The organism is Mycobacterium sp. 852002-51971_SCH5477799-a, assembly GCF_001667145.1.
In the GTDB taxonomy this organism is placed as follows: domain Bacteria; phylum Actinomycetota; class Actinomycetes; order Mycobacteriales; family Mycobacteriaceae; genus Mycobacterium.
Genome location: NZ_LZIF01000014.1, coordinates 79,912 through 103,713, shown reverse-complemented (window position 1 = coordinate 103,713; position 23,802 = coordinate 79,912). Strand labels below are relative to the sequence as shown.

General features: G+C 67.3%; 26 protein-coding genes and 3 tRNA genes. 9 read left to right on the top strand and 20 right to left on the bottom strand.

The window, feature by feature from the left end; genetic code table 11:
- Nucleotides 1–148 precede the first annotated feature (148 nt).
- Both A5753_RS01450 and A5753_RS01445 read right to left on the bottom strand, forming a co-directional pair.
- Nucleotides 149–1,159: an ABC transporter ATP-binding protein gene (locus A5753_RS01450; protein ID WP_067122427.1), complete on the bottom strand. Its 1,011-nt coding sequence runs from the start codon at nt 1,157–1,159 to the stop codon at nt 149–151.
- A 170-nt stretch (nt 1,160–1,329) separates the two neighbouring features.
- A complete protein-coding gene (locus tag A5753_RS01445) occupies nt 1,330–2,847 on the bottom strand; it encodes a carotenoid oxygenase family protein (protein ID WP_067122424.1) in 1,518 nt (505 codons plus the stop codon).
- Nucleotides 2,848–2,918: 71 nt separating this feature from the next.
- Between A5753_RS01445 and A5753_RS01440 the strand changes: the two genes are divergently transcribed.
- Entirely contained in the window at nt 2,919–3,590 is a 672-nt protein-coding gene (locus A5753_RS01440) for a TetR/AcrR family transcriptional regulator (RefSeq protein WP_067122421.1), read from the top strand.
- Between the two features lie 49 nt (nt 3,591–3,639).
- Here the strand turns inward: A5753_RS01440 and rplL are convergent, their stop codons facing one another.
- From rplL to A5753_RS01425, 3 genes are all read right to left on the bottom strand, one after another.
- Nucleotides 3,640–4,035 (bottom strand): 50S ribosomal protein L7/L12, encoded by a 396-nt coding sequence (rplL, locus tag A5753_RS01435; protein WP_007767831.1) that lies wholly within the window; start codon nt 4,033–4,035, stop codon nt 3,640–3,642.
- Between the two features lie 43 nt (nt 4,036–4,078).
- A complete protein-coding gene (gene rplJ / locus A5753_RS01430) occupies nt 4,079–4,699 on the bottom strand; it encodes a 50S ribosomal protein L10 (protein WP_067122418.1) in 621 nt (206 codons plus the stop codon).
- Nucleotides 4,700–4,945: 246 nt separating this feature from the next.
- Nucleotides 4,946–5,386, bottom strand: coding sequence for a DUF1772 domain-containing protein (locus A5753_RS01425; protein ID WP_067122415.1), 441 nt, complete (start codon nt 5,384–5,386; stop codon nt 4,946–4,948).
- Between the two features lie 67 nt (nt 5,387–5,453).
- Between A5753_RS01425 and A5753_RS01420 the strand changes: the two genes are divergently transcribed.
- Nucleotides 5,454–5,783, top strand: coding sequence for a helix-turn-helix domain-containing protein (locus tag A5753_RS01420; protein WP_082971117.1), 330 nt, complete (start codon nt 5,454–5,456; stop codon nt 5,781–5,783).
- Here the strand turns inward: A5753_RS01420 and A5753_RS01415 are convergent.
- The 3 genes from A5753_RS01415 to A5753_RS01405 are packed head-to-tail and all read right to left on the bottom strand — an operon-like array spanning nt 5,776 to nt 11,497.
- Complete coding sequence (locus tag A5753_RS01415) at nt 5,776–6,690, bottom strand: ROK family protein (RefSeq protein ID WP_067122409.1); 915 nt, start codon at nt 6,688–6,690, stop codon at nt 5,776–5,778. The genes A5753_RS01420 and A5753_RS01415 overlap by 8 nt on opposite strands.
- Nucleotides 6,691–6,695: 5 nt before the next feature.
- Nucleotides 6,696–7,313, bottom strand: coding sequence for a malonyl CoA-ACP transacylase (locus A5753_RS01410; protein WP_067122406.1), 618 nt, complete (start codon nt 7,311–7,313; stop codon nt 6,696–6,698).
- Complete coding sequence (locus A5753_RS01405) at nt 7,310–11,497, bottom strand: NEW3 domain-containing protein (RefSeq protein ID WP_067122403.1); 4,188 nt, start codon at nt 11,495–11,497, stop codon at nt 7,310–7,312. Before A5753_RS01405 ends, A5753_RS01410 begins: the two co-directional genes overlap by 4 nt.
- 78 nt (nt 11,498–11,575) lie before the next feature.
- Here A5753_RS01405 and A5753_RS01400 point away from each other — a divergent pair, with 78 nt between their 5' ends.
- The 7 genes from A5753_RS01400 to A5753_RS01370 all read left to right on the top strand — a co-directional run bounded on the left by A5753_RS01400 (nt 11,576) and on the right by A5753_RS01370 (nt 18,534).
- The gene (locus A5753_RS01400; RefSeq protein ID WP_067122594.1) at nt 11,576–12,169 is read left to right on the top strand and encodes a DinB family protein; all 594 of its coding nucleotides are present in this window, start codon (nt 11,576–11,578) and stop codon (nt 12,167–12,169) included.
- A 41-nt stretch (nt 12,170–12,210) separates the two neighbouring features.
- On the top strand, nt 12,211–13,557 hold the full coding sequence (locus A5753_RS01395) for an AarF/ABC1/UbiB kinase family protein (RefSeq protein ID WP_067122400.1): 1,347 nt from the start codon (nt 12,211–12,213) through the stop codon (nt 13,555–13,557).
- Nucleotides 13,557–14,462: an alpha/beta fold hydrolase gene (locus tag A5753_RS01390; RefSeq protein ID WP_067122397.1), complete on the top strand. Its 906-nt coding sequence runs from the start codon at nt 13,557–13,559 to the stop codon at nt 14,460–14,462. The genes A5753_RS01395 and A5753_RS01390 overlap by 1 nt, the downstream gene beginning before the upstream one ends.
- 89 nt (nt 14,463–14,551) lie before the next feature.
- Entirely contained in the window at nt 14,552–15,412 is an 861-nt protein-coding gene (locus A5753_RS01385) for a cyclopropane mycolic acid synthase family methyltransferase (protein ID WP_067122394.1), read from the top strand.
- Between the two features lie 211 nt (nt 15,413–15,623).
- Nucleotides 15,624–16,520, top strand: a complete 897-nt coding sequence (gene mmaA4, locus A5753_RS01380) for a hydroxymycolate synthase MmaA4 (RefSeq protein WP_067122591.1) — start codon at nt 15,624–15,626, stop codon at nt 16,518–16,520.
- 94 nt (nt 16,521–16,614) lie between these two features.
- A complete protein-coding gene (locus A5753_RS01375) occupies nt 16,615–17,313 on the top strand; it encodes a YciI family protein (protein WP_067122391.1) in 699 nt (232 codons plus the stop codon).
- A 3-nt stretch (nt 17,314–17,316) separates the two neighbouring features.
- Nucleotides 17,317–18,534, top strand: coding sequence for an RNA polymerase sigma factor (locus A5753_RS01370; protein WP_067122388.1), 1,218 nt, complete (start codon nt 17,317–17,319; stop codon nt 18,532–18,534).
- Nucleotides 18,535–18,544: 10 nt separating this feature from the next.
- On the opposite strand, the gene rplA is transcribed toward A5753_RS01370, so the two are convergent.
- The 12 genes from rplA to A5753_RS01310 all read right to left on the bottom strand — a co-directional run bounded on the left by rplA (nt 18,545) and on the right by A5753_RS01310 (nt 23,782).
- The gene (rplA, locus tag A5753_RS01365; RefSeq protein ID WP_067122385.1) at nt 18,545–19,252 is read right to left on the bottom strand and encodes a 50S ribosomal protein L1; all 708 of its coding nucleotides are present in this window, start codon (nt 19,250–19,252) and stop codon (nt 18,545–18,547) included.
- Between the two features lie 243 nt (nt 19,253–19,495).
- Nucleotides 19,496–19,924, bottom strand: coding sequence for a 50S ribosomal protein L11 (gene rplK, locus A5753_RS01360; protein WP_067122382.1), 429 nt, complete (start codon nt 19,922–19,924; stop codon nt 19,496–19,498).
- A gap of 47 nt (nt 19,925–19,971) precedes the next feature.
- Nucleotides 19,972–20,769, bottom strand: a complete 798-nt coding sequence (gene nusG / locus A5753_RS01355; RefSeq protein ID WP_067122380.1) for a transcription termination/antitermination protein NusG — start codon at nt 20,767–20,769, stop codon at nt 19,972–19,974.
- A 25-nt stretch (nt 20,770–20,794) separates the two neighbouring features.
- Entirely contained in the window at nt 20,795–21,244 is a 450-nt protein-coding gene (gene secE, locus A5753_RS01350) for a preprotein translocase subunit SecE (protein WP_067122377.1), read from the bottom strand.
- Between the two features lie 94 nt (nt 21,245–21,338).
- A tRNA-Trp gene (locus A5753_RS01345) sits at nt 21,339–21,411 on the bottom strand.
- Between the two features lie 156 nt (nt 21,412–21,567).
- The gene (gene hadC, locus A5753_RS01340; RefSeq protein WP_067122375.1) at nt 21,568–22,068 is read right to left on the bottom strand and encodes a (3R)-hydroxyacyl-ACP dehydratase subunit HadC; all 501 of its coding nucleotides are present in this window, start codon (nt 22,066–22,068) and stop codon (nt 21,568–21,570) included.
- 3 nt (nt 22,069–22,071) lie between these two features.
- Nucleotides 22,072–22,500, bottom strand: coding sequence for a (3R)-hydroxyacyl-ACP dehydratase subunit HadB (hadB, locus tag A5753_RS01335; protein WP_067122372.1), 429 nt, complete (start codon nt 22,498–22,500; stop codon nt 22,072–22,074).
- Complete coding sequence (gene hadA, locus A5753_RS01330; RefSeq protein ID WP_067122359.1) at nt 22,487–22,966, bottom strand: (3R)-hydroxyacyl-ACP dehydratase subunit HadA; 480 nt, start codon at nt 22,964–22,966, stop codon at nt 22,487–22,489. The genes hadB and hadA overlap by 14 nt, the downstream gene beginning before the upstream one ends.
- Nucleotides 22,967–23,014: 48 nt before the next feature.
- Entirely contained in the window at nt 23,015–23,182 is a 168-nt protein-coding gene (gene rpmG, locus A5753_RS01325; protein WP_003898538.1) for a 50S ribosomal protein L33, read from the bottom strand.
- A gap of 40 nt (nt 23,183–23,222) precedes the next feature.
- Nucleotides 23,223–23,296 (bottom strand) — tRNA-Met (locus tag A5753_RS01320).
- A 53-nt stretch (nt 23,297–23,349) separates the two neighbouring features.
- A tRNA-Thr gene (locus A5753_RS01315) sits at nt 23,350–23,422 on the bottom strand.
- 153 nt (nt 23,423–23,575) lie between these two features.
- The gene (locus A5753_RS01310; protein WP_067122356.1) at nt 23,576–23,782 is read right to left on the bottom strand and encodes a type II toxin-antitoxin system VapB family antitoxin; all 207 of its coding nucleotides are present in this window, start codon (nt 23,780–23,782) and stop codon (nt 23,576–23,578) included.
- Between the last annotated feature and the right edge of the window lie 20 nt (nt 23,783–23,802).

The following is a 23,802-nucleotide window of genomic DNA, read 5'->3' as shown; positions in this document are numbered from 1 at the left end:
CAGTCCAGGGACATCGGCGCTGGCTGGCATCTCGACTCTCCACTGGATACATGCTGCCCAACAGACTGGCCCGTTTATGGCCCGTCGTCAAGAGGGCGGGCCGGGAGTGTTACGCGGAGTTATCGCGAAACCCGGCGGGCACCACGCCCTAATCGCCGACCTCGTGCGCCCGATACTTGTGGGTGCCTTCCATGTCGTCGATGATCGCGGCTTGCGCCTTCTGCGGCAGGGTGTGCAGGATCTCGCGCACCCGCGCCTGGCGCCGGCCGACGGCCTTGCGCTCCGGCATGCCCGGCGACGCGACGATCTGCGGGGGCACACCCTCGATCTCCTCGACACCGCCGGCATGCTGTCCGGCGTCCAGCGCGGCCTGCTCTTCGGCCATGGTCGCCTCGTCCTTTTCCTCGGACATGCCGATCGGTCCGATGCGGCGGCCGTTGAGGAACTGCCGCACGACGGGCTCGTCGCTGGTCAGCAGCACCTCGCGGGGGCCGAACATGACCAGCTTGCGGCGGAACAGCATGCCCATGTTGTCCGGCACCGTGCGGGCGATGTTGATGTTGTGGGTAACGATCAGCACCGTGGCGTCGATCTGGGCGTTGATGTCGAGGATCAACTGGCTCAGGTAGGCGGTACGGACCGGGTCCAGACCCGAGTCCGGCTCGTCGCAGAGGATGATTTGCGGGTCCATCACCAGCGCGCGGGCCAGGCTGGCGCGCTTGCGCATACCGCCGGAGATCTCTCCGGGGAACTTCTTCTCGTCGCCACCGAGACCGACCAGGGTCAGCTTCTCCATGACGATGTCACGGATCTCGCCTTCCTTCTTCTTGGTGTGTTCGCGCAGCGGGAACGCCGCGTTGTCGAACAGGTTCATCGAACCGAACAGTGCGCCGTCCTGGAACATCACGCCGAACAGCGTGCGGATCTCGTAGAGCTCCTTGGCCGAACACTGCAGGATGTCGGTGCCGTCGATGACGACCGAGCCGCGCTCGGGCCGCAACAAACCGATCAGGGACTTCAAGAAAACCGATTTGCCGGTACCCGATGGTCCCAGTAGGACGCTGACCTCCCCGGCGGGGATTTCCAGCGTCACGTCTTCCCAAATCCTCGAGGAGCCGAAGGACTTCGTCAGTCCATTCACCTCGATAGCGACGCCCATGGGGAATCCTTCCGTCGACAGTCGTGCCCGCCACCTGCCCTTTTATGTGGCATGAGTCACTGTAGCGCACGCCTGCCACACGGCATCAGGGATGCGCACGACAGGCGGAAAAATTGGCCGTCCTGAGATCGCCCGGAAGCCCGCGCGGCGCCTCTTATTTGACGCACGTGTTAGCCAGCGGGTGCCCAGTTGCCGTGGAAGCCCATCGGCACCCGCTGGGGCAGGTGCACGGTGGCCACCTGTTCGAGCGTCTGTGCGTCCAGCAAAGCCAGCTGGCCTTCGTCGCGGTCGCGGTGATAGCCGAAGCCCATCAGGATGCCGTCGTCCTCGGCGCGGGCCGCCGGGTTGGGCACGAAGGACATCTCGCCGAGTAAAAGGCCGGTATCAACGGCGGCGGCCGTGCTGGATCCGGTGGCGTAGTCGTGTTTGTAGAGCGCGGTGGACATCTCGGACGCCCCGTTCGCCAGGTAGCCGCCGTCGGTGCCGATGGTGTAGCCGAATCGGTGCCGCCCGCCCAGCAGCGTCTCGTTGATGCGCGGAAACTCCTGAGGACGATCGTCGCGGCGTTCGCTGGTGACCGCCCCGGTCGCGAGGTTGATCGTCCAGCGGTCCAGGGTCGGCCGGCTGTCGCCGGGGCCGCGCAGGTCTTGGTCGAACATCCGCGAGTAGCGGACCACATCGAGCACCAAAATCTCAGCGCCACCGCGCATCTCGGAGTAGGCGTTGAGCGGGTGATAGACGTAACAGGGTTCGATGTCGAACCAGCGGATGGCATCTTTGCCCGCGTTGCTCCCGTGGCCCTCGCGCGGCATGACTCCGATCCGCGCCGGGTAGTCGGGATTCCAGCGGTACGGCATCCGATTGATCGGTTCGCGATTGCGGTTGATCATCGTGGTCATCGGACCGGGGACGCGGACGCGCCCGATCAGCGACTGCATCACCAGCCGGGCCGGCAAACTCAACCACCGCGGCACGTTCGTCGGCATCACCTGCACGGGATCGAATGTGACCGGCAGGTCGTAGATCACCACATATTTGTCGGTCAGCGAGAAATCGTGCATCATCGGCGACCCTGACACGTCGATGTCGACGGTGCGACGGGCCCGTCCCGAGGTGTCGATGACCGAGTACTGCACGGTCCGACCGCGGGTGAACGCGTAGGAAACCGCGTGCAGTTCGCCGGTGTGGGGATCGCGGTGCGGATGGGCGGTGTAGCCCCCGAACAGGGTGCCGTCGAAATCGCACGCCCCCTCGGTGTCGAGTTCTTCGGTCAGCCGGTAGTTCGCCCCGCCCCCCTCGACGAGCGCAAGCGTTTGACCGGCATGGCTCAGCACGTTGGTGTTCGGGCCCACCGAGAGCATCCCGGCGCGCGGGTTCAGCCCCGGAGGGGCTGACTCGTTCAATGCCCTGCATACGTGCGCGGTGCGCACCCAGCGGTTGCGATACCAACGGGCCTGCCCGTCGCGCAATCCGACCCCGTGCACCATGCCGTCGCCGCTGAACCAGTGGTAGACGGCCGGGTTCACCTCGGCGACGGGGTTCGGCCCGTTGCGCAGGTAGCGGCCGTCGAGGTGTTCGGGGATCCGTCCGGTGACCCGCAGATCGTGCGCGGTGACTTCCGCGCTCACCGGCGCCAGAAAGCCCTCGAGGTACGGATTACTGGGCTTGGCGGTTGTCGTGGTCGCCATGGCTGAGCTCCTATAACATTGTTATTTCGGCGTTATTGGCACGCTACGCTTCCGATGGGAAGATGGCAACGATGACTTCAGACGTTCAGCGCAGCGTTCGCGAGGAGATGCTGCACGCGGCGGTCGGCCTGCTCGATGAGCACGGGCCCGACGCCCTGCAGACGCGCAAGGTGGCCGGCGCCGCGGGGACCTCCACGATGGCGGTGTACACCCACTTCGGTGGGATGCGCGGGCTGATCGCCGAGATGGCCGAGGAGGGGCTGCGGCAGTTCGACGCCGCCCTGACGGTGCCGCAGACCGCCGACCCGGTCACCGATCTACTGGTCGTCGGCGCGGCCTACCGCCGTTACGCCATCAGGCGCCCGCACATGTATCGACTGATGTTCGGCAGCACCAGCGCACACGGCATCAACGCGCCCGCCCATAACGTCCTGACGCTGACGGTCGCCGAGATCGAGCGGCGCCACCCGAGCTTCGCCCATGTGGTGCGCGGGGTGCACCGGTGCATGCTGGCCGGCCGGATCACCGTGGGCGCCCCCGACGATGATGCGTCCGTCGTGGCCACCGCGGCCCAGTTCTGGGCGTTGATCCACGGGTTCGTCATGCTGGAGCTGGCCGGCTATTACGGTGACGACGACTCGGCGGTCGTACCGGTGCTTACCGCGATGACTACGAATCTTCTTGCTGCCCTTGGGGATTCACCCGATCGGGTGGCGCAGTCGCTGCAGTCGGCCAGGCGCTGAACGCACGAAACCCCCGGGATGGCGATCCCGGGGGTTTGCGCGCAGTGACTTACTTGACGGTGACGGTGGCGCCGGCGGCCTCGAGCTTGGTCTTGGCCTCGTCGGCGGCCTCCTTGGCCACCTTCTCCAGCAGCGGCTTGGGCGCGCCGTCGACCAGGTCCTTGGCCTCCTTGAGGCCCAGGCCGGAGACGATCTCGCGGACCACCTTGATGACGCCGATCTTCTTGTCACCGGCGGCCTCGAGGATCACGTCGAACTCCGACTGCTCCTCGGCGGCCTCGGCGGGCGCTCCACCGGCGGCGCCACCACCGGCGGCGGCAACGGCGACCGGGGCGGCCGCGGTGACCTCGAAGGTCTCCTCGAACTTCTTCACGAAGTCGGAGAGCTCCAGCAGGGTCATTTCCTTGAAAGCGTCGAGCAGGTCGTCGGTAGACATCTTTGCCATGGGTATGGGTCCTTCCTTGTTTTTTCCGGTTCCGGGGTGGTTGTTATTCGGCTTCGGCCGGGGTTTCCGGGGCCTCAGCGGGCGTTTCCGAAGCGGGTTCCGGCGTGGCCTCCGCGGCGGCCGCGGGCTCTGCCGCAGCGGCTGCCCCCTCTGCGGCCTTCTTCTCCTGCAGGGCGGCCGCTAGGCGGGCGACCTGCGACGCCGGAGCATTGAACAGCCCGGCCGCCTTGGCCAGGTTGCCCTTCATCGCGCCCGCCAGCTTGGCCAGCAGCACCTCGCGAGACTCGAGGTCGGCGATGCGCTCGACTTCGGCGACCGTGAGAGCGCGACCGTCCATGTAGCCGCCCTTGATGACCAGCGCCTTGTGCTCCTTGGCGAAGGTCTTGATGGCCTTGGCGGCGTCGACCGGTTCCCCGGTGACGAATGCGATGGCCGTCGGGCCGGCGAAGAGCTCGTCGAGCCCCTCGACCCCGGCCTCCGAGGCCGCACGCTTGATCAGCGTGTTCTTGGCCACCGAGTAGGTGGCCGCCCCGTTGAGTGAGCGCCGCAGCTCGGCCAGGTTGGCGACGGTCAGACCGCGGTACTCCGTGATCAGGGTCGCGGTCGCTTCCTTGAACTGCTCGGCAATGTCTGCAACGGCGGTGGCCTTATCAGCCCTGGCCATGCCTACCTCCTGAAGTAAGTCAGTGCGACGTGTCGTCTCGATTCCCCCGAAGAACGACGAACGCCCCGGCGCAGAAGCGGCCGGGGCGTGAAAGGACGCCGGCTCGAGCCGGCGCTGATGCCTCGTCCTCCTGCGTGGGCCGCCGGGATGCTCCCGGACCTTCAACCGATTGCTCGGTGACCGACGGTCTTCGGTGGATCGGCTAACACAATAGCGTGGCCAGCGCGATCAGCCAAAACGGCGGCCTCAGGTGACGGCGAGGGCCAGCAGGACGAACACGGCCAGCAGCAGAGTCACCCGGACGCGGTGCCGCCGATCCCAGCGGGCGGCGAGCTCGCGGGACAACTCACCGGTGCTCGGCCATTTCGCGATGCGGTTGTTGATCGGCACCAGCATGGTCAGCGTCAGGAGGATCACCGCGGCCATCAGGCCGGCGGCGACGCCGCACAACCAGTCGCGCTGCTCGCCGCGTTCCTGGATGGCGAGCGAGCCCACCAGCAGCAGGACGATCGCGTACCAGAACGGCATCGTCGTGCCCAGCGCTCGGGCGGCACCGCCGCGAGCCGCGCGGAAGGCGTCGTCGGGCAGCCGGGCGATGAGGGGGTGGAAGAAGACCGCGACCCCCAGTTCCACGCCCACCAACAGTCCGGTGACCACAATCGCGAGCGCGTCGATGCTGTTATTCATGGCAACGACACTGGCGGTTATGCTGACAAATATCAAGGTACTGACAAATTAGTCAGTGGAGGTGCTCGTGTCCGTATCCAAGAAGCAAGTCAGCGACTGCCCCATCGACGCGGCGCTGTCGGTCATCGACGGCCGCTGGAAGGGCACCATCCTGTGGCGGCTGTGCGACGGTCCCATGCGCACCGCCGAGTTGCGGCGCAGCATCCCGGGCATCACCGAGCGCATGCTCATCCGGCACCTTCATGAACTGGTCGACGCCGGGATCATCGAGCGTCACGACGCGCGCACGGTGCCGCCGTGCGTGCACTATTCGATGTCCGAATACGGCATGACGCTGGCCCCGGTGCTGGCAAGCCTGTGCGACTGGGGCCGAAAACACATGCAGCGGGTCAGCTGAGTCCCGCGAGCCGGGCCGCGCCGATCAGCCCGGCATCACCGCCCAGCTCGCCCGGCACCACCCGCAACCCGGACAAGAAGTCCAGGCCGGCGTATTCGGCGAGCTTTGCCCGCAGCGGGTCGAAGAGCAGCGGCCCGGATTTGGCCACCCCTCCCCCGATCACCACGAGATCCAGATCGCACACCGCGCCGACCGAGGCGATCATCGCGGCCAGCGCGTTGGCCCCCCGGTGGAATGCCCGCTGGGCCAACGGGTCTCCGGCCGCCGCGGCAACGGCCAGGTCGCTGGCGGCGGCGCCGGGCGGCGCGGACCAGCCGTTCTCTCGCGCCCAGCGCACCATCCACGGGCCGGACGCGACGGTCTCCACGCAACCGTGACCGCCGCAGGTGCAGGGCCGCCCGTCCAGTTCGACCACCACATGCCCGACGTGACCGGCGTTTCCGGTGCGCCCCGAGTAGGGGACGCCGTCGAGCACCAGTCCGCCGCCCACCCCGGTGGAGACCACCATGCCCAGCAGGAATTGGGCGTCCGCGTCTTTGCCCGCTCCGATCCAGTGCTCCGCCACGGCCATACAGACGCCGTCACCGGCCAGAACGACGGGCAGGCCGGGCACCGCCGCGGCGACCTTGTCGCGCAACGGGAAACGGTCCCAGCTATCGATGTTGATCGGGCTGACCGCCCCGCTGCGCAGGTCGATGGGCCCCGCCGACGCGATCCCGACGGCGCCGACCGGAGCGTCCGCGGCCTGCAGCGCGTCGGTGATCATCGCTTCGACGACGGCCCAGACGTCGTCGGCGGCGGGCGTGATCGGAGTGGGGCGGACGGCGGTATGCACCAGCTTTCCGCCCGAATCCGCCAGCGCGACAGCGATTTTGGTGCCGCCGACGTCCAGGCAGAGGGTCAGCATGGCGTTCAGTGCCGGTGAGTGTTGTCGGGTTGACGAGGGTCGCCGGGATGCTCGTAGCCGGGTGCCAGCTCCACCACCGCGGCGCGGCGCGCGTCCAGCCACAGCCGGAAGGCCCGCCGCCGTGCGGCGCCGCGCAGATGCTCTTCGATCGCCGATCGCACCTCGTCCAGCGGTGGTGCCGCGGACGCCGTTGTGCGCCAGCCATTTTCGCCCTGTTGCGGCGCGGCGAAGCGCAGTGGGTTGCGGGCGTGATAGGCCGCCACCTCGGAGTCGGCAACCCGCACCTCGGCGGTGACCTCGGCGAACAGCGCGCGGGCACGCGGACCGGCCAGCGCGGCCGCAGCGATGCTGCCGATCTCCAGCCGGGCGGTCGCGTCGGGCAGCAACTGGGCTTCGGGCGGCGCGCCGCGTCCGCTCAGCCCGCGCGCGGCCGCCTCCGCGGCGACCACTCGCTCGGTGACGATCAGTTGGGCCAGCCAGCGCCGCAGTTGACGGCCCTCGCTGGTGCCGCTGACCGGCAGGCCGGCCGCGCCGGGCGAGGCGCGCAGCCGTGCTTCGGCGGCGTCGAGCACGCCCGGCGCAACGGGCACGCCGGCAATGGTCGCTATCGGCTGCGCGCTCATGTCACCGTCACCTTCACTGCCGGCGAGTAGACCAGCCGGCCCGCGCAGCCGATCCGCACCAGCGCCCACCAGTGGCCGGGTTCCAGCCAGGCCGGCGGTGTCAGCTGGAAGCCTAGGTCGACGGTGGCGCGGGCGGGTAGCACCGCGCCGAGCGCGCCGGGACCCATCCATTCCCAGGTGCCCCACGGGCTGATCAGATGCGCCTCCAGGGTCAGGTCCGCGCCGGCGTGGCTGCCGACCGTGACGGTCAGGGTGCCGGCTTCGCCGGGTCGCAGCGCGACCTCGGTGGGGCCGTCGGCCAGGTAGACGAGCTCACCGGCTGCCGCACCCACCGTCACCACGCAGACATCCTCGACGGGCTGGCGCCAGGAGGGCGGGACCTCGTCGCCGGTGATGCGCAGTTCGGCGTGGACGGGGTAGAGGCCGGGTTCGGCGCGCGCCGGGACCGACACCACCACGTCGGTGTGCAGGTGGTCGCCGCTCTGCAGAGTGAAGGGCAGCTCGGCGGGCCTGGCCGTCCAGCCGTGCGGACACCGCAGGGTGACCGTGCCGTGCAGCGTGGCGTCGGTGCTGTCGCTGGCCGCGGTGAGGCGCAACGTCGCCTCGCCTCCGGCCTGCCCGGTCACCCCCGGCGGGTGCAGGTGGGCGACCGCCGACAGCCCGCCGAGCGGCGCGGGGCCGCGATTGTGCAGCCAATACCGCGCGTACAGCGGCTGCGCGGCCTCGGCGTGCGGGGCCAGGTCGGGAGCTCCGGTCGCGGCCCGGGGCGCGGCGAAACGCGCCAGCACGGTCGCCACCTGGTAGCCATGCAGCCCGACCGAGGACACGGGTTCCGGGTGCTTTTCCAGCAGATCGGCACGTCGCAGGTCACGCACCGCCGCAACGTCGGAGTCGATGACGACGTCGGTGGCCGCGCCGATGGTCTCCACCAAGCGCAGGGCGACCGCGTTCGGGTCCAGCCCCGCCGCGCTGCCCGCGGCCAGAGGGTTGCCGGCGGCCTTGAGGGCGGCCAGCTGTACCGATTCGGCGGGCTCGACGCGCAGCAGCGATCCGGCTTTCGGCAGCGCAGACCCCCGTCGGCCCGATGCGACGGCGAGCAGTGGCTGGGAAAACTGCGCACTGCGGGCGGGAATCCCGGCCCGCCGCCAGTCGCCGGCTCCGCTGACCAACGCGTAGTCGAAGGTGTGCGTCCAGTGCTGCAGTTGAAAGTTGGACCCGTCCGGCGCGGTGCGCCGCGGGTCGTCGATCCAGATGCCCGACGGCCAGCCGGTGCAGGACCTCATCAGCGCGGTGTGCAGGGTGCCCTCGGCGTCGACGGCGAAGCTGGGCACCCCGCGGTTAAGCAGGGCGACGGTGCGGTCCTCGAAGGCGCCCGTCTCCGAGGGTTCTTGCTGCGACACGGTGATCTCGGCGTCGGCGAGGTCGTCGGCCACGGCCGCGATGGCGGCCCGCAGGTCGTCCTCGTCGTGGCCGTCGATGACCAGCACCGGAAGGGCCCGCGGCGCACGCAGGTCGGCGTCGGGCACCCACACGGCGTCCAGCGGTGCGGCGGCCGGGACCCATACCCGGGCCCGGCCGGTCGTCGCCAACTGGCGCTTCAGTTCTGCGGCGTACGCCGGAGCGTCGCCCAGCACGGCCGCGGCGAAGGCGTTGCGGGCGGGTCCGCCCAGCGCGATGCGGACGTCGGGCAGATTGGAATCGACCTCGAGGTTGCCGTAGCGCGGCTTGTCCGCGGAGCTGCAGGTGGCGGTTACGCCGGCGCGGACCAGCGCGACCATCAGCTCCCGGACCAGCGGACCGGACACCGCCTCGGCCGGCGACACCACCTCGGCGACCGCGATCGCCCGCACGCCGCTGCCCAATACCCGGACCCGGGCCGCCGAGGACAGGCCGAACCAGCCGTACGCGGGGTTGTCCAGCGTCCACGGGTGCTCGGCGGTGTCCACCGAGCGAGGGCCGTCGTGCAGCAGCGCAAACCCGCGCCCGACGACGGCGTCGCCCACCTCGCTGACCGGCATGGCGCCCGGCACCGGACACGGCCAGCGCAGCCGCACCAGCCGGTCGGCGCCGCTGAACTCGTCGATCGTGGTGCGGCAGTCGACCCGCGCGACGCCGCGCCACAGGGTCAGGGTTTGGGTGTAGCGCAGCAGCGTGCCGATCCGGCCGTGCACCACCACCCGCTGGCCGAGCGGCCCGTGGAAAGCCTGCACCTGCGCGGCGCCTTCGGAAGAGCACACCACCGGCCCCTTGGGCAGCAGATGCCACGGGCCCTCGCCCTGGTCCGGGTGCGCCGGATATTCCTCGTAGACGGCCAGCTCATTGCCCACCGCAGAGCCGGCAATCAGCTCGTGACCGTCCTGGATCAGCGAGGCGACTCCCCCGCCGCGCCCGGGGTCGACCTCGACGCGGTAGTGCTCGTTGGCGATCACCGATCCCGCCACCGGTGCCCAGCCGGCCGGTTCGCCCCGTTCGGGCGCGGGCACCAACCGATACGCCCGCCAGCCCAGCGACGGCACCTCGCGGGCCAACCAGCTGACCGACCGCCCGCCGTGCTCGACGTGCGCGGCCAGCTCGGCGCCGTCGGTGTCGAGCACCCGAACCCGGGCGCCCAGAGGCGGGTCGAGGCGCACGGTGACGATGTCGGTGCGCGCGCAGGTCAGCGGATTCCACACCACCACGTCGCCGTCGATCGCGCCGGACAACAACGCCAGCGCGCGGTCGCGGGCCGTGCCGCCGAGCTCCCAGGCGTCGCGCCATCCGGTCAGCAGGTCGAGGTACACCTGGTCGGATTCCGACCCGGTGATGGCGTCGTGGTGTGCGCCGTAGACCAGCTGGACCCAGGCCTTGGCCAGGGCGGCCTGCGGGTACGCGGCGCCGGTCAGCAGCCCGGCGAACACCGCGAAGCGCTCGGCCTGCAGCACGGCGTTCTCGGCGGCCCGGTTGGCCTGCTTAGTGTCGATGTAGGAGACGTCCTTGCCGGTGTAGATCGGGTTCATGTCCCGGGTCTGGGACGACGGCGCGCCGTCGCGCTGCGCCAATTCGGCACGCACCGCCGCGAAGAACTCACACGGCAGCGCGCACACGAACCGCGGCCAGGTGTAGCGGGCGGCCCAATCACGGTGGATCTCGGTGACCCACTTGTTGGGCGGGGTGTAGTCGGTCCCGACGGGCAGCAGCACATTGCGGGTGAGCGCGACCTTTTTGAGCTGATCGAAGAGTTCGTACGTGGCGCGTTCGGCCTCGGCCAGCGACGCCGCGGAATCCATCCACCAGCCCGCCGAATAGTGCGCCGGCATGTAATGGGTGAGCAGGCCGCGCCCCGACGGCGCGATCCACTCGAACTCGCTGCAGAACTGCATCCGCTCGACGCCGCGCGGTTCCGGGCCGCTGTCTGGGCCGCCGTGGGCGGGACCCCACTGGTGATGCGGGCCTCTGGCCCACGAACTCGACGTCAGCCCGGCGTCGGCGGCCAGCCCGGGAAATTGCGGATCGTGGCCGAACACGTCCAGCTGCCACGCGGTGGCCGGGTTCGCTCCCAGAACATGCCGCTGGAAACCCATGCCGTGCACCAGGTTTCGAATGGTCGTCTCGGGGCTGGTGAGGTTCGTGTTGGGTTCGTTGTACGTGCCACCCATCACCTCGACGCGGCCCTGGTCGATGAACCGCCGCAGATCGGCCCGGTCCTCGGGGCGGGCGTCCCAGTACGGCTTGAGGTAGTCGACCTCGGCCAGCACGAACTTGTACTCGGGATCGCGGCGCGCCATCTCCAGATGCGCATGCACCAGGTCGAAGCCGTTCCGTTGGCGGGCTCGCCCCGGCGGGTCCTCGGCCCACTCGGTGGTGTAGGCGCCCTGGGTGTTCCACCACACCGGGTCGTAGTGGAAGTGGCTGACCATGAACATCGTCCAGCCCGGTTCGGCGACGGTGAACTCGAACGGCAGCCGCTGACCACCGGCGTGCACCCGCGCGGGGCGGCGCTGCCCGACGACGGCCTCGTGCACGGTCACCGCGACCTCGACGACCTCGCGCCCGGATTCGGCGACCGCCTGCCCGAGCACGCCGCGGCCGTCGACGCGGACCGGGGTGGGCTTCTCGCACTCGGAAATGGTGACGCGGACCAGTTGCAGCGGCGCGTGCGGTGGCCCGACGAAGAGCTCGGTCGACTCGGCCTTCCTCACTTGCATGCCGAAACCACCTGCATCCCCGCACCTTACGGCGCGGCGAGACCCTAGGATCGATCAATGCCCGCCCTCGCCCCACCGGTGGCCGACGAACGCAGCGCTTTGCGCGACTTCCTGGCGTATCACCAGAGCGCCTATTTCGCGGTCAGCCATGGCCTCACCGACGACCAGGCCCGAGCCACACCGTCGGTCAGCGCGCTGTCGATCGGCGGACTGGTCAAGCACGCCACCGGAATGCAACGCAGCTGGATGGCGCGCGTGGCCGCCGCACCGGGCGCGCCGCCGAAAGACCCCCGCCCGTTCGAGCAGATCGCTGCGGAGTTCGCCGATCAGCACGTGATGCGGCACGACGAGACGCTGAGCGGGCTGCTGAGTGCGTTCAAGACGCAGAACGCGACGTCGCTGCGGCTGGTCGAGACCGCCGACCTGGACGCCGCGGTGCCGGTTCCGCAGGACATCCCGTGGTTTCCCAAGGATCAGCAGTCCTGGTCGGTGCGCTGGGTGGTCCTGCACGTCATCAACGAGCTGGCCCGACATGCCGGGCACGCCGACATCATCCGGGAGACGATCGACGGCGCCACCATGTACGAGCTGATCGCGGCGCGCGAAGGCTGGGCGATCGAGGGCTGGGTGCAGCCCTGGAAAAGCAACGAAAGCGGTGGCCGCCCGAGTTAGCGGATTGGGATTCATCCGTGCGGGTTTGGCACACTGCACTGATGAGCCCTACCAAACATCGAGAGGGAGCCAAGCTCGACCGGGTGCCGTTGCCGGTCGAAGCGGCCCGGGTAGCCGTGACGGGTTGGCAGGTCACCCGCACCGGCGCTCGCATCCTCACCAAGCTGCCGGGTAGGGGCCCGTGGCAGCAGAAGGTGATCAAGCAGCTGCCGCAGACCTTCGCCGACCTGGGACCGACGTACGTCAAGTTCGGGCAGATCATCGCGTCCAGTCCCGGGGCTTTCGGCGAATCCTTGTCCCGCGAGTTTCGCGGCCTGCTCGACCGGGTGCCGCCCGCCGACTCCGGCGAGGTGCACAAGCTCGTCGTCGAAGACCTCGGCGGTGACCCGTCGGAGTTGTTCGCCCAATGGGACGAGACGCCGTTCGCGTCGGCGTCCATCGCGCAGGTGCACTACGCCACCCTGCACACCGGCGAGGAGGTGGTTGTCAAGATCCAGCGACCGGGCATCCGGCGCCGGGTCGCGGCCGACCTGCAGATCCTCAAGCGTTTCGCGCAGGCCGTCGAACTGGCCAAGCTGGGCCGCCGGCTCTCGGCGCAAGACGTGGTCGCCGACTTCTCCGACAACCTGGCCGAGGAGTTGAACTTCCGGCTGGAGGCCCAGTCGATGGAGGCCTGGGTGTCGCACCTGCATACCTCCCCTCTGGGCAAGAACATTCGGGTGCCGCAGGTGTTCTGGGATTTCACCAGCGACCGGGTGCTGACGATGGAGCGGGTGCAGGGCATCCGGATTGACGACGTCGCGGCCATTCGCAAGGCCGGGTTCGACGGTGTCGAGCTGGTCAAGGCGCTGCTGTTCTCGCTGTTCGAGGGTGGGCTGCGGCACGGGTTGTTCCACGGCGACCTGCACGCCGGCAACCTCTACGTGGACGACCAGGGCCGCATCGTCTTCTTCGATTTCGGCATCATGGGCCGCATCGATCCCCGCACCCGCTGGCTGCTGCGCGAGCTGGTGTACGCGCTGCTGGTCAAAAAGGACCACGCCGCGGCGGGCAAGATCGTGGTGCTGATGGGCGCCGTCGGCACGATGAAGCCCGAGGCCGAGGCCGCCAAGGACCTGGAAAAGTTCGCGACCCCGTTAACCATGCAGACCTTGGGCGACATGTCCTACGCGGACATCGGCCGGCAGTTGTCGGCGCTGGCTGACGCCTACGACGTCAAGCTCCCCCGCGAGCTAGTGCTGATCGGCAAGCAATTCCTCTACGTCGAGCGGTACATGAAGCTGCTGGCGCCCAGGTGGCAGATGATGTCGGATCCGCAACTGACGGGCTATTTCGCGAACTTCATGGTCGAAGTCAGCCGCGAGCACTCCTCGGACGTCGAGGTCTGATGGAGGTCCGCACCGGCAACGCCACATCGGGCGATTTGAAGCTCTACTACGAGGACATGGGCGACATCGACGACCCGCCTGTGCTGCTGATCATGGGGCTGGGCGCCCAGCTGCTGCTGTGGCGAACCGCGTTCTGCGAGAAGCTGGTCGGTCACGGATTGCGCGTCATCCGGTACGACAACCGGGACGTCGGCCTTTCGAGCAAGACCCAGCGCCGCAGCCCTGGGCAGCCGCTGGTGACGCGCTTGGTCCGCTCTTTTCTGGGTCTGCCGAGCAAAGCGGCATACAAGCTCGAGGACATGGCCGACGACGCCGCGGCCGTGCTCGATCACCTGGGCATCGAGCGGGCGCACATCGTGGGCGCTTCGATGGGCGGGATGATCGCCCAGATTTTTGCCGGGCGATTCCAGGAGCGGACGAAAACCCTCGCGATCATCTTCTCCAGCAACAATTCGGCGTTCCTGCCACCGCCGGGCCCCCGCCAATTGCTGGCGCTCATCAAGGGACCGGCGCCGAACTCACCGCGTGACGTGGTCGTTGACAATGCCATTCGCGTCAGCAAGATCATCGGCAGCCCGCGGTATCTGGCTTCCGAGGAGCAGCTGCGGGCCGAGGCCATCGGAAGCTACGAACGCAGCTACTACCCGTGGGGCGTCGCCCGGCACTTCGACGCCGTGCTGGGCAGCGGCAGCCTGCGTCGCTACAACCGCCGGACCACCGCGCCCACCGTGGTGATCCACGGCCGGGCCGACAAGCTGATGCGCCCGTCCGGCGGGCGCGCCGTGGCGCGGGCGATCGAGGGGGCCCGACTGGTGACATACGACGGCATGGGTCATGATCTTCCACAGCAGTTGTGGGATCAGGTGATCGGTGCGCTGGCGAAAAACTTCAACGAGGCGCGCTAGCCCAAAAACATTTGATGGAAACGCATCCCCGTGATTTTCGGTCCATGTCGCGGGGTTGTACGGTTGGCACAGAAAGGTGGGTGTCGCAAATGGCCAAGCTGAAGCCGTATTACGAAGAGTCGCAGGCAACCTACGACATTTCGGACGACTTCTTCGCGCTGTTCCTCGACCCGAACATGGTGTACACCTGCGCTTATTTCAAGAACGACGACATGACGCTGGAAGAGGCGCAGCTCGCCAAGATCGATCTGGCACTGGACAAAATGCAACTCGAGCCCGGGATGACGGTGCTCGACGTCGGATGCGGCTGGGGCGGCGCCGTGGTCCGGGCGGTGGAGAAGTACGACGTGAATGTCATCGGGATCACGCTGAGCCGCAACCACTACGCGCGCACCAAAGCGAGGCTGGCGGCGATCCCAACCACGCGGCGCACCGAGGCCCGTTTGCAGGGCTGGGAAGAATTCGAAGAGCACGTCGACCGGATCATCAGTTTCGAGGCCTTCGACGCATTCAAAAAAGAGCGCTGGCCGGCGTTCTGGGATTGGGCCTATAAGACCCTTCCGGAGGGCAGCCGCATGATGATGCACAGCATTTTCACGCATCCGCAGAACTACTGGCACGAGCACGGCATCACGATCACGATGTCGGATCTGCGATTCTTGCGCTTTCTAGGCAAGGAAATCTTCCCCGGCGGACACATGTGCGGCGAGCCCGATATCGTCGACTATTCGCGGAACAGCGGATTCACGCTCGAACACACCCAATACCTGCAACCGCACTACGCGCGCACGCTCGACACGTGGGCGGCCAATCTTGCGGCGAACCGCGAACGCGCCATCGCCATCCAGTCCGAAGAGGTCTACGACCGCTTCATGCGCTACCTGACCGGCTGCGCGGAGCTGTTCCGCAAAGGCATCTCCAACGTGGCCCAGTACACGCTCACCAAATAACGCCCGGCCGGCGCATTCGGACCGGGGTGGGTCGGCGTGCATCAGATCGCCCCGGAAAAGTAGACTTCGATCCGCGGTCGGGACCGCGACGCGCACCTGCACCCTTTCGAGTTCACGTCCCGACGTTGGGTATCGTTGCAGGTCACGCGCGACCCACGGGTGCGTGCGGGGATCGCAGGAAGCGAACCTCATCCAGGAGAACAGGACGAAAATGGCTGAGCAACCGACTGGCCCGACGAAGACGCGGACGCGTTCGGAAGACATTCAGGCGCATTACGACGTCTCCGACGACTTCTTCGGCCTGTTCCAGGACCCGTCCCGGATCTACAGCTGCGCCTACTTCGAGCGCGACGACATGACCCTGGAAGAGGCTCAGTACGCCAAGATCGACCTCAACCTGGACAAATTGGACCTCAAGCCGGGCATGACCCTGCTCGACATCGGCTGCGGGTGGGGCACCACCATGAAGCGCGCCGTGGAGCGGTTCGACGTCAACGTCATCGGCCTGACGCTGTCCAAAAACCAGCACGCCCGCGCCGAGGCGTTGCTCGGTTCCATGGAGAGCGACCGTTCGCGCCAGGTTCGGTTGCAGAACTGGGAAGACTTCACCGAGCCGGTCGACCGCATCGTCTCGATCGAGGCCTTCGAGCACTTCGGCCACGAGAACTACGACGACTTCTTCAAGCGGACGTTCGACATCATGCCCGACGACGGCCGGATGACCGTTCAGAGCAGCGTCAGCTACCACCCCGCCGACCTGCACGCCCGCGGCAAGAAGCTGAGCTTCGAGACGGCGCGGTTCATCAAGTTCATCGTCACCGAGATCTTCCCGGGCGGGCGGCTGCCGTCCACCCAGATGATGATCGACCACGGCGAGAAGGCGGGATTCGTTGTGCCCGAACCGCTTTCGCTGCGGCCGCACTACATCAAGACGCTGCACATCTGGAGCGACACGCTTGAGTCGAACCGGGACAAGGCCATCGAGGCCACCTCCGAAGAGGTCTACAACCGCTACATCAAGTATCTGCGCGGCTGCGAGCACTATTTCGCCGACGAGATGCTCGACGTCAGTCTGGTCACCTACCTCAAGCCGGGCGCGGCGGCCTGATTTTTCACGCCGCCTGTCGGATTGGCGCTGCGCGGTTCGTCGAGTAGGTAGAGAGTGGAGCACGGGGCTTCGCTCACAACCGGAGGTCACGAACATGCAGTACTTCGCGCTGTTGATCAGTCAAGAGCAAGACCGCGCACCCGACGATGCTGCCGCAGCGATGGCGGAATGGGAGAACTTCCACGCCAAAGCCGGCTCCGCGATCAAATCCGGAGATGCGCTGGCTCCCGCCGCCGAGGCAGTGGTCATCACCGGCGGCCCGGATGCGCCGGCGGTCACCGACGGGCCCTTCGCTGAGACCGCCGAGGTGGCCTGCGGCTACTACGTGTTCGAAGCGGAAAACCTCGACGAGGCGCTGGCGCTGGCACGCGATGTGCCGCTCGCCGAGTTCGGGGCCGTGGAAGTGTGGCCCACCGTGCATTCGATCGAGCCGTCCCGCAAGCTCACCGGCAACGATTGGCTCGCGCTGCTGCTGGAGCCGCCCGCCACCGCGCACACACCGGGCACACCGGAGTGGGAGGCAGTGGCAGCCAAGCACGCCGACCTCCACGCGGCTGCGGGTCAGAACATCATCGGCGGTGCCGCGCTGCACGACCGGTCCACGGCGACGACCGTGCGAGTGCGCAACGGCGAGGTACTGATCACCGACGGGCCATACGTGGAGGGCTCCGAAATCGCTACGGGGATCTATCTACTGAGCGCCGCCGACCGTGACGAAGCCGTCAAGATCGCATCGATGATCCCCGCCTCGACGGTGCAGGTGCGGAAACTGGCTGGAGTTTCGGCCCTGTAGAGCATGGCGAACCTGGACGGCGTCTTCCGCCGAGAATGGGGACCCGCCGTGGCCGCCCTCGCGCGGTGGTCCGGTGACCTCACCGTCGCCGAAGACGCCGTCCAGGAAGCCTGCGCCGAAGCGCTGCGCACCTGGCCGCACGACGGGGTGCCCGCCAACCCTGGCGGCTGGCTGGTAACAGTCGGCCGTAACCGCGCCCGGGACCGGCTGCGCCGCGAGTCAGCGCGTCCCGGAAAGGAGTTGGCGGCCGTGCTGGACGACATCAGAGCGCGCACCGATCACACCGACCCGCACCCGGTTCGCGACGACGAGTTGCGGATGATGTTCACCTGCGCCCACCCGGCGCTGGACCGGCAGTCGCAACTGGCCCTGACGCTGCGGTTGGTGTCCGGTTTGACCGTCGGCGAGATCGCGCGGGCGCTATTGCAGACCGAGGCCGCCATCGGGCAGCGAATCACGCGCGCCAAGAACAAGATTCGGCACGCCAACATCCCGCTGCGGGTGCCCCCCACTGAGTTGCTGCCCGAGCGCACACCGCATGTGTTCGGTTGCGTCTATTCGGTGTTCACCGAGGGCTACTGGTCGACCGCGGGCCCGTCGGCCATCCGGGACGATCTGTGTGACGAAGGGATCCGGCTGGGCGCGGAGCTGTGTGCGCTGCTGCCCGACGAGCCCGAGGCGCACGCCCTGTCCGCCCTGATGCTGCTGCATGATTCGCGGCGCGCGACGCGGGTGGACGACACCGGGATGCTGGTGCCGCTCGAGGACCAGGACCGGCGCCGATGGGACCGCGAGCGCATTTCGCGCGGCCTCGACCGGCTGCGGCACGCCCAGGGCTCGACGGGCGCCTACCTGCCCCAGGCCGTGATCGCCGCGCTGCATGCCACGGCACCGTCCTGGGAGCAGACCGACTGGGTGACCATCTGCGCCGCCTACGCCCGGCTGTTCGGACTGACGAACTCGCCGGTGGTTGCGGCCAACCGGGCGCTGGCGATCGGCTTTCGCGACGGCCCCGACGCAGGCCTGGCCGCCCTGGACAAGGTGGCACACGACCCGCGGCTGACCCGCTCCAACCTCGTCGCGACCGTGCGCGCCGACCTGCTGCGGCGCGCGGGCAGACCCGCCGCCGCCCTCAAGTGGTATCGAGTGGCGTTGGAGTCCAACGGATCTGACCCAGGCCGCGCATTTCTGCGGCGGCGCATCGCCGAGTGCGGGGGCTAGCCCGCCCGGCTCAGGCCTCAGCGAAGTTGCGGGTGACCCCCGGGTCCACGGGGATGCCCGGCCCGGTCGTCGTCGAGACCACGATCTTGCGCAGGTAGCGGCCCTTGGAGGCGGACGGCTTGAGCCGCAGCACCTCGTCCAGCGCGGCGCCGTAGTTCTCGGCCAGGGCCTTCTCGTCGAACGAGGCCTTGCCGATCACGAAGTGCAGGTTGGCCTGCTTGTCGATGCGGAAGTTGATCTTGCCGCCCTTGATGTCGGCGACGGCCTTGGCGACATCGGGAGTCACCGTCCCCGTCTTGGGGTTCGGCATCAGGCCACGGGGGCCGAGCACGCGAGCGATGCGACCGACTTTGGCCATCTGGTCCGGGGTCGCGATCGCGGCGTCGAATTCCAGCCAGCCGCCCTGGATCTTCTCGATCAGGTCATCGCTGCCCACGATGTCGGCGCCGGCGGCCTGGGCCTGCTCGGCCTTGTCGCCCACCGCGAACACCGCGACACGGGCGGTCTTGCCGGTGCCGTGCGGAAGGTTGACCGTGCCACGGACCATCTGGTCGGCCTTGCGTGGGTCGACGCCGAGGCGGATCGCCACCTCGACGGTCGCGTCCTGCTTGCTCGACGACGTCTCCTTGGCGAGCTTGGCCGCTTCCAGCGGGCTGTAGAGGTTGTCGCGGTCCACCTTCTCGGCGGCGGCGCGGTATGCCTTGCTGTTCTTGCTCATTGATTCATCCAATCGTGTGTTGGGTCGTGGTTGAAAAGCGGGCCGAAGCTGGCCCTCCCACGGGTGATGCGGGTGTTACTCGACGGTGTTTTTGCGTCGATTCGTCCTTCGCATTCCTACGCTGGGCCTGGTTCCTCGCCCCGCTTCGTCATGCTCGGTCTACTCGACGGTGTTTTTGCGTCGATTCGTCCTTCGCATTCCTACGCTGGGCCTCGTTCCTCGCCCCGCTTCGTCATGCTCGGTCTACTCGACGGTGATACCCATCGACCGGGCGGTGCCGGCGATGATCTTGGCGGCTGCGTCGATGTCGTTGGCGTTCAGGTCGGCCTTCTTGGTCTCGGCGATCTCCTTGACCTGATCCCAGCTGACCTTGGCGACCTTGGTCTTGTGCGGCTCGGCCGATCCCTTGCCCACGCCGGCGGCCTTGAGCAGCAGCCTGGCGGCGGGCGGCGTCTTGAGCGCGAAGGTGAAGCTGCGGTCCTCATAGACCGTGATCTCCACCGGGATGACGTTGCCGCGCTGGTTCTCCGTGGCAGCGTTGTATGCCTTGCAGAACTCCATGATGTTGACGCCGTGCTGACCGAGCGCGGGCCCGACCGGCGGCGCCGGGTTGGCCTGCCCCGCCTGGATCTGAAGCTTGATCAGCCCGACGACTTTCTTCTTCGGGGCCATGAGATTGTGCTGTTCCTTCCTGGTTTACGCCGGGCGTATGCGCCGGTTTAGAGCTTGGAGACTTGGCTGAACGTCAATTCGACCGGGGTTTCGCGGCCGAAGATCGACACCAGCACCTTGAGCTTCTGCTGTTCGCCGTTGACCTCGCTGATCGTGGCCGGCAGCGTCGCAAACGGGCCGTCCATGACCGTCACCGATTCGCCGACCTCGTAGTCGACCTCGATGGCCGGGCGTTCCAGCCCGCCCACCTCGGCGGCGGCGGCCGTGGTGGCCGCGCCCTTGGCGGCCTTCTTCGTCGCGCCGCGCGGCAGCAGGAACTTGACCACATCGTCGAGCGTCAGCGCCGACGGACGCGAGGTCGCCCCGACGAACCCGGTGACACCGGGGGTGTTGCGGACCGCCGCCCACGAATCGTCGGTCAGGTCCATGCGCACCAGGATGTAGCCGGGCAGCACCTTGCGATTGACCTGCTTGCGCTGGCCGTTCTTGATCTCGGTGACCTCCTCGGTGGGCACCTCCACCTGGAAGATGTAGTCACCGACGTCGAGGTTCTGCACACGGGTTTCGAGGTTGGCTTTGACCTTGTTCTCGTATCCCGCGTAGGAGTGGATGACATACCAGTCGCCGGGCTTGCTGCGCAGCTCCGCCTTGAGCGTGGCGGCCGGGTCGGCCTCTTCGGCCGGCTGCTCGGGCGCCGCGGCGGCGTCGGCCGTCTCGTCGGCGGCGTCGTCCACAGTCGCCTCGGTGACCTCGGCGGCCGCAGAGGTGTCCGTGGCCTGCGCCTGCGCGGTTTCGTCCACGTCGACCGCTTCACCCGCGGACGGGTCACCGTCGAAGGTAGTCACGGTTTGAGTCCTCTCTGTCACTCGCTCAGCCGAACACCAACAGCACCAGCTTGGTCAGGCCGAAATCCGCCAGGCCGACCAGCGCCACCATGAAGGCCAGGAAAGCCAGCACAACGGAGGTGTAAGTGAGCATCTGCTTGCGGTTGGGCCAAATGACCTTCCGCATCTCTGCAACGACCTGCTTGAGGTAGTTGTAGACGAAAAGGAACGGGTTGACCCGCCCGTCGCCGGCTTTCTTGGGCTTTGCCGCCTTCTTGGCCTTGGCGCCCTTCTTGGCCTCGTCCGGCCCGGAGGCCTCGACCTCATCCGAAGCCCCGGCGTATTCGCCGCCCTCGACCGCCCGCTGCCGGGACCGTTTGCCCGTGGGGCGTTGGGGCCGTGTCACCACCGCAGTCCGACCGGCGCTCGCGCGGTCGGCATCGTTGTCAGTGCCGTCGCTTGCGGCGTCGTTGGCAACGTCGCCTTCGTCGCTCACCGCATGCTCCTTTGTTTGCTAGTACTTCGCGAACCATCCCGCCGCTGGTGGGAACTTCCTTCCAGTGTCCACCATGCCAGTACGTTCGCCATTGCAGGGGCGACAGGACTTGAACCTGCAACCTGCGGTTTTGGAGACCGCTGCTCTGCCAGTTGAGCTACGCCCCTTCGCGGTTGGCAGGCCAACCTGCGCTTACCTACCGGGGCCTACATGACACGCGCGCCTTCCGATTACTTCGACTCACGGAAAGCGCGCTATTGCTGGGAAAACCCCGAGGACCGAGTGTACTTGATTGCCCCTAAGCGCGGGAAATCCAATAGTAATTACGCTGTCCTGACAACCTGGCCGGTTTCCGGGTCCCAGCGCAGGTTCTCGGACTGTTCGGCGTACTGGCTCATCAGCGTGGTGTAGGCCTCCAAGACCAGCTCACCCTGATCGTTGGTGCAGATGTTCTTGGTGACGACGATGTCGGCCCCGAAGCGCTCGTCCACCGATTGGACCTCCATCCGGGCCCACAGCTTGTCGCCGGCCATGATCGGCTTGGCGAACACGAAGCGCTGGTCGACCTGGACGATCACCAGGGTTTCCATGCCGATGTCGACGTGCCGGAAGAAGTCCAGCTGCACCAACTTGGCGAAGATGGTCGCGAAGGTCAGCGGCGCGAGGATCGCGCTGTGGCCGAGTTCGGCGGCCGCGTCTTCCGTGTAGTAGGCGGGGTGATCGTTCTTGATGGATTGCGCGAACGCACGCAGCTGCTCGCGCCCCACGACGAAGTAATCCGGGTAACGCCAGATCATTCCGCGGATGTCCGTCTTGAGTGCCATGAACTATGCCAGAGTCGCGGACGCGATCGCCCTGCCGAAAATCTTCTTGCCTCCGGTGGTGGCCGTAAGCGCGATCGTCACGGACTTGGTCTCGGGATCGGCGGACTTCACCCGGCCGCTGAAGACGAGCTCGGCGCCCTTGCCGTCGTTGGGCACCGGGACCACGGCGGTGAACCGCACGTTGTACTCGGTTACCGCGCCGGGGTCACCGATCCACGCGGTCACGTAGCCGCCGCCGATACCCATGGTCAGCATGCCGTGCGCGATCGCGGTGTCCAGGCCGACAACCTTGGCTATCTCGTCGTCCCAGTGGATCGGGTTCAAGTCACCAGAAACGCCCGCGTAATTCACCAGATCCTGTCGGGTCAGCGGATAGGTCTTCTCCGGAAGCTGGTCACCCACCTTCACGGAGCTGAACTCACGCAGTGGCATCAGTAAATCCCTCTTCTCCATCCTCACCGGCACGGCCCGCCAGGGTCGTGTAGGTCTCTTGCACGACGTCGCCGGCGTCGTTGGTGACGACATTCTTGGTGACAACGATCTGGGTGCCGTGCGACTCCCGCAGCGATTGCACGTAGACGTCGCAGTACAGCTTGTCGCCGGCGACAATCGGCTTCTCCATCTTCAGCACCTGGTCGACCTGAACGATCTGCTGGTCCGCGATCTCGATGTTCGCGTACTGGAAGAACGCGGTCTGGGCCTTGTATCCGAAAACACAGATGAAGGTAGGGGGCGCTACCAGACCGCCGTAGCCGAGTTCGGCCGCCGCCTTCTCCTCGAAGGACGAGGGGTCGTCGTTCTGCACGGCCACCGCGTATTCGCGGATCTTCTCCCGCTCCACCTCGTAATGATCGGGGTAGCGGTAGTGCATACCGACGATGCTCGGACTTAACGGCACGGTTCTTAAACTACCTAGTCAACTGGAGTAAACGCCCGCGGGTGGCCGCTAGCGCGTCTCCCGGTGCGCCTGGTGCTTACCGCAGTTGGGGCAGAATTTCTTCAGCTCCAGTCGGTCCGGGTCGTTCCGGCGGTTTTTCTTGGTGATGTAGTTGCGGTGCTTGCACACCTCGCATGCCAAGGTGATCTTCGGCCGTACGTCGGTACTGGAAGCCATGACGGTTCTCTCTCGATTCCTGAACTGTGCTGTTGTGTTGTAGCGATGGCCGGACTCGAACCGGCGACCTAACGATTATGAGTCGTTCGCTCTAACCGACTGAGCTACATCGCCTCTGGCCACCCCTTTTGGGGTCGGGGGCCGCCACGCCTGCTCGGCGTCCGCCGAGCCCCCTAACGGAATCGAACCGTTGACCTTTTCCTTACCATGGAAACGCTCTACCGACTGAGCTAAGGGGGCCGTGCACCCGAAGCGATCTCCTCCGCGCGGGCCTAAAAGAGGGTACAGCCTGGCTCGCAGCGGAACCAAACCACGGGTAATGGCAGCGCCGTTCCCCGGCGGACGTTCGTAAACCCGAGGGTCACCCGGCGGTCGATGGGGTCGCGGCAAACATCAGCCGCTCCCGCCGTTGCGATGACGTTCCCAGGCGCTGAGGTCACTGAACTCGTCGTACTCATCGTCCTGTTCGACGGATTCGCCGTCGCTGAGCAGGGTCCGCAACGCGAGGTTGATGGCCTCGCGCGCATCGAGGAGATGGAAGCGGCGGATCGCCTCGTCGACCAGATCGATGTCGACCTCGATTTCGACCTTCTTCCTCATGCGCCAACAATACCCACGAG

What these genes read in the sequence shown, in the direction of transcription:
- A5753_RS01450 (WP_067122427.1), bottom strand. Translation starts at nt 1,159, where the DNA reads ATGGGCGTCGCTATCGAGGTGAATGGACTGACGAAGTCCTTCGGCTCC.
- A5753_RS01445 (WP_067122424.1), bottom strand. Translation starts at nt 2,847, where the DNA reads ATGGCGACCACGACAACCGCCAAGCCCAGTAATCCGTACCTCGAGGGC.
- A5753_RS01440 (WP_067122421.1), top strand. Translation starts at nt 2,919, where the DNA reads ATGACTTCAGACGTTCAGCGCAGCGTTCGCGAGGAGATGCTGCACGCG.
- rplL (WP_007767831.1), bottom strand. Translation starts at nt 4,035, where the DNA reads ATGGCAAAGATGTCTACCGACGACCTGCTCGACGCTTTCAAGGAAATG.
- rplJ (WP_067122418.1), bottom strand. Translation starts at nt 4,699, where the DNA reads ATGGCCAGGGCTGATAAGGCCACCGCCGTTGCAGACATTGCCGAGCAG.
- A5753_RS01425 (WP_067122415.1), bottom strand. Translation starts at nt 5,386, where the DNA reads ATGAATAACAGCATCGACGCGCTCGCGATTGTGGTCACCGGACTGTTG.
- A5753_RS01415 (WP_067122409.1), bottom strand. Translation starts at nt 6,690, where the DNA reads ATGCTGACCCTCTGCCTGGACGTCGGCGGCACCAAAATCGCTGTCGCG.
- A5753_RS01410 (WP_067122406.1), bottom strand. Translation starts at nt 7,313, where the DNA reads ATGAGCGCGCAGCCGATAGCGACCATTGCCGGCGTGCCCGTTGCGCCG.
- A5753_RS01405 (WP_067122403.1), bottom strand. Translation starts at nt 11,497, where the DNA reads ATGCAAGTGAGGAAGGCCGAGTCGACCGAGCTCTTCGTCGGGCCACCG.
- A5753_RS01395 (WP_067122400.1), top strand. Translation starts at nt 12,211, where the DNA reads ATGAGCCCTACCAAACATCGAGAGGGAGCCAAGCTCGACCGGGTGCCG.
- A5753_RS01390 (WP_067122397.1), top strand. Translation starts at nt 13,557, where the DNA reads ATGGAGGTCCGCACCGGCAACGCCACATCGGGCGATTTGAAGCTCTAC.
- A5753_RS01385 (WP_067122394.1), top strand. Translation starts at nt 14,552, where the DNA reads ATGGCCAAGCTGAAGCCGTATTACGAAGAGTCGCAGGCAACCTACGAC.
- mmaA4 (WP_067122591.1), top strand. Translation starts at nt 15,624, where the DNA reads ATGGCTGAGCAACCGACTGGCCCGACGAAGACGCGGACGCGTTCGGAA.
- A5753_RS01375 (WP_067122391.1), top strand. Translation starts at nt 16,615, where the DNA reads ATGCAGTACTTCGCGCTGTTGATCAGTCAAGAGCAAGACCGCGCACCC.
- A5753_RS01370 (WP_067122388.1), top strand. Translation starts at nt 17,317, where the DNA reads ATGGCGAACCTGGACGGCGTCTTCCGCCGAGAATGGGGACCCGCCGTG.
- rplA (WP_067122385.1), bottom strand. Translation starts at nt 19,252, where the DNA reads ATGAGCAAGAACAGCAAGGCATACCGCGCCGCCGCCGAGAAGGTGGAC.
- rplK (WP_067122382.1), bottom strand. Translation starts at nt 19,924, where the DNA reads ATGGCCCCGAAGAAGAAAGTCGTCGGGCTGATCAAGCTTCAGATCCAG.
- hadC (WP_067122375.1), bottom strand. Translation starts at nt 22,068, where the DNA reads ATGGCACTCAAGACGGACATCCGCGGAATGATCTGGCGTTACCCGGAT.
- hadB (WP_067122372.1), bottom strand. Translation starts at nt 22,500, where the DNA reads ATGCCACTGCGTGAGTTCAGCTCCGTGAAGGTGGGTGACCAGCTTCCG.
- rpmG (WP_003898538.1), bottom strand. Translation starts at nt 23,182, where the DNA reads ATGGCTTCCAGTACCGACGTACGGCCGAAGATCACCTTGGCATGCGAG.
- A5753_RS01310 (WP_067122356.1), bottom strand. Translation starts at nt 23,782, where the DNA reads ATGAGGAAGAAGGTCGAAATCGAGGTCGACATCGATCTGGTCGACGAG.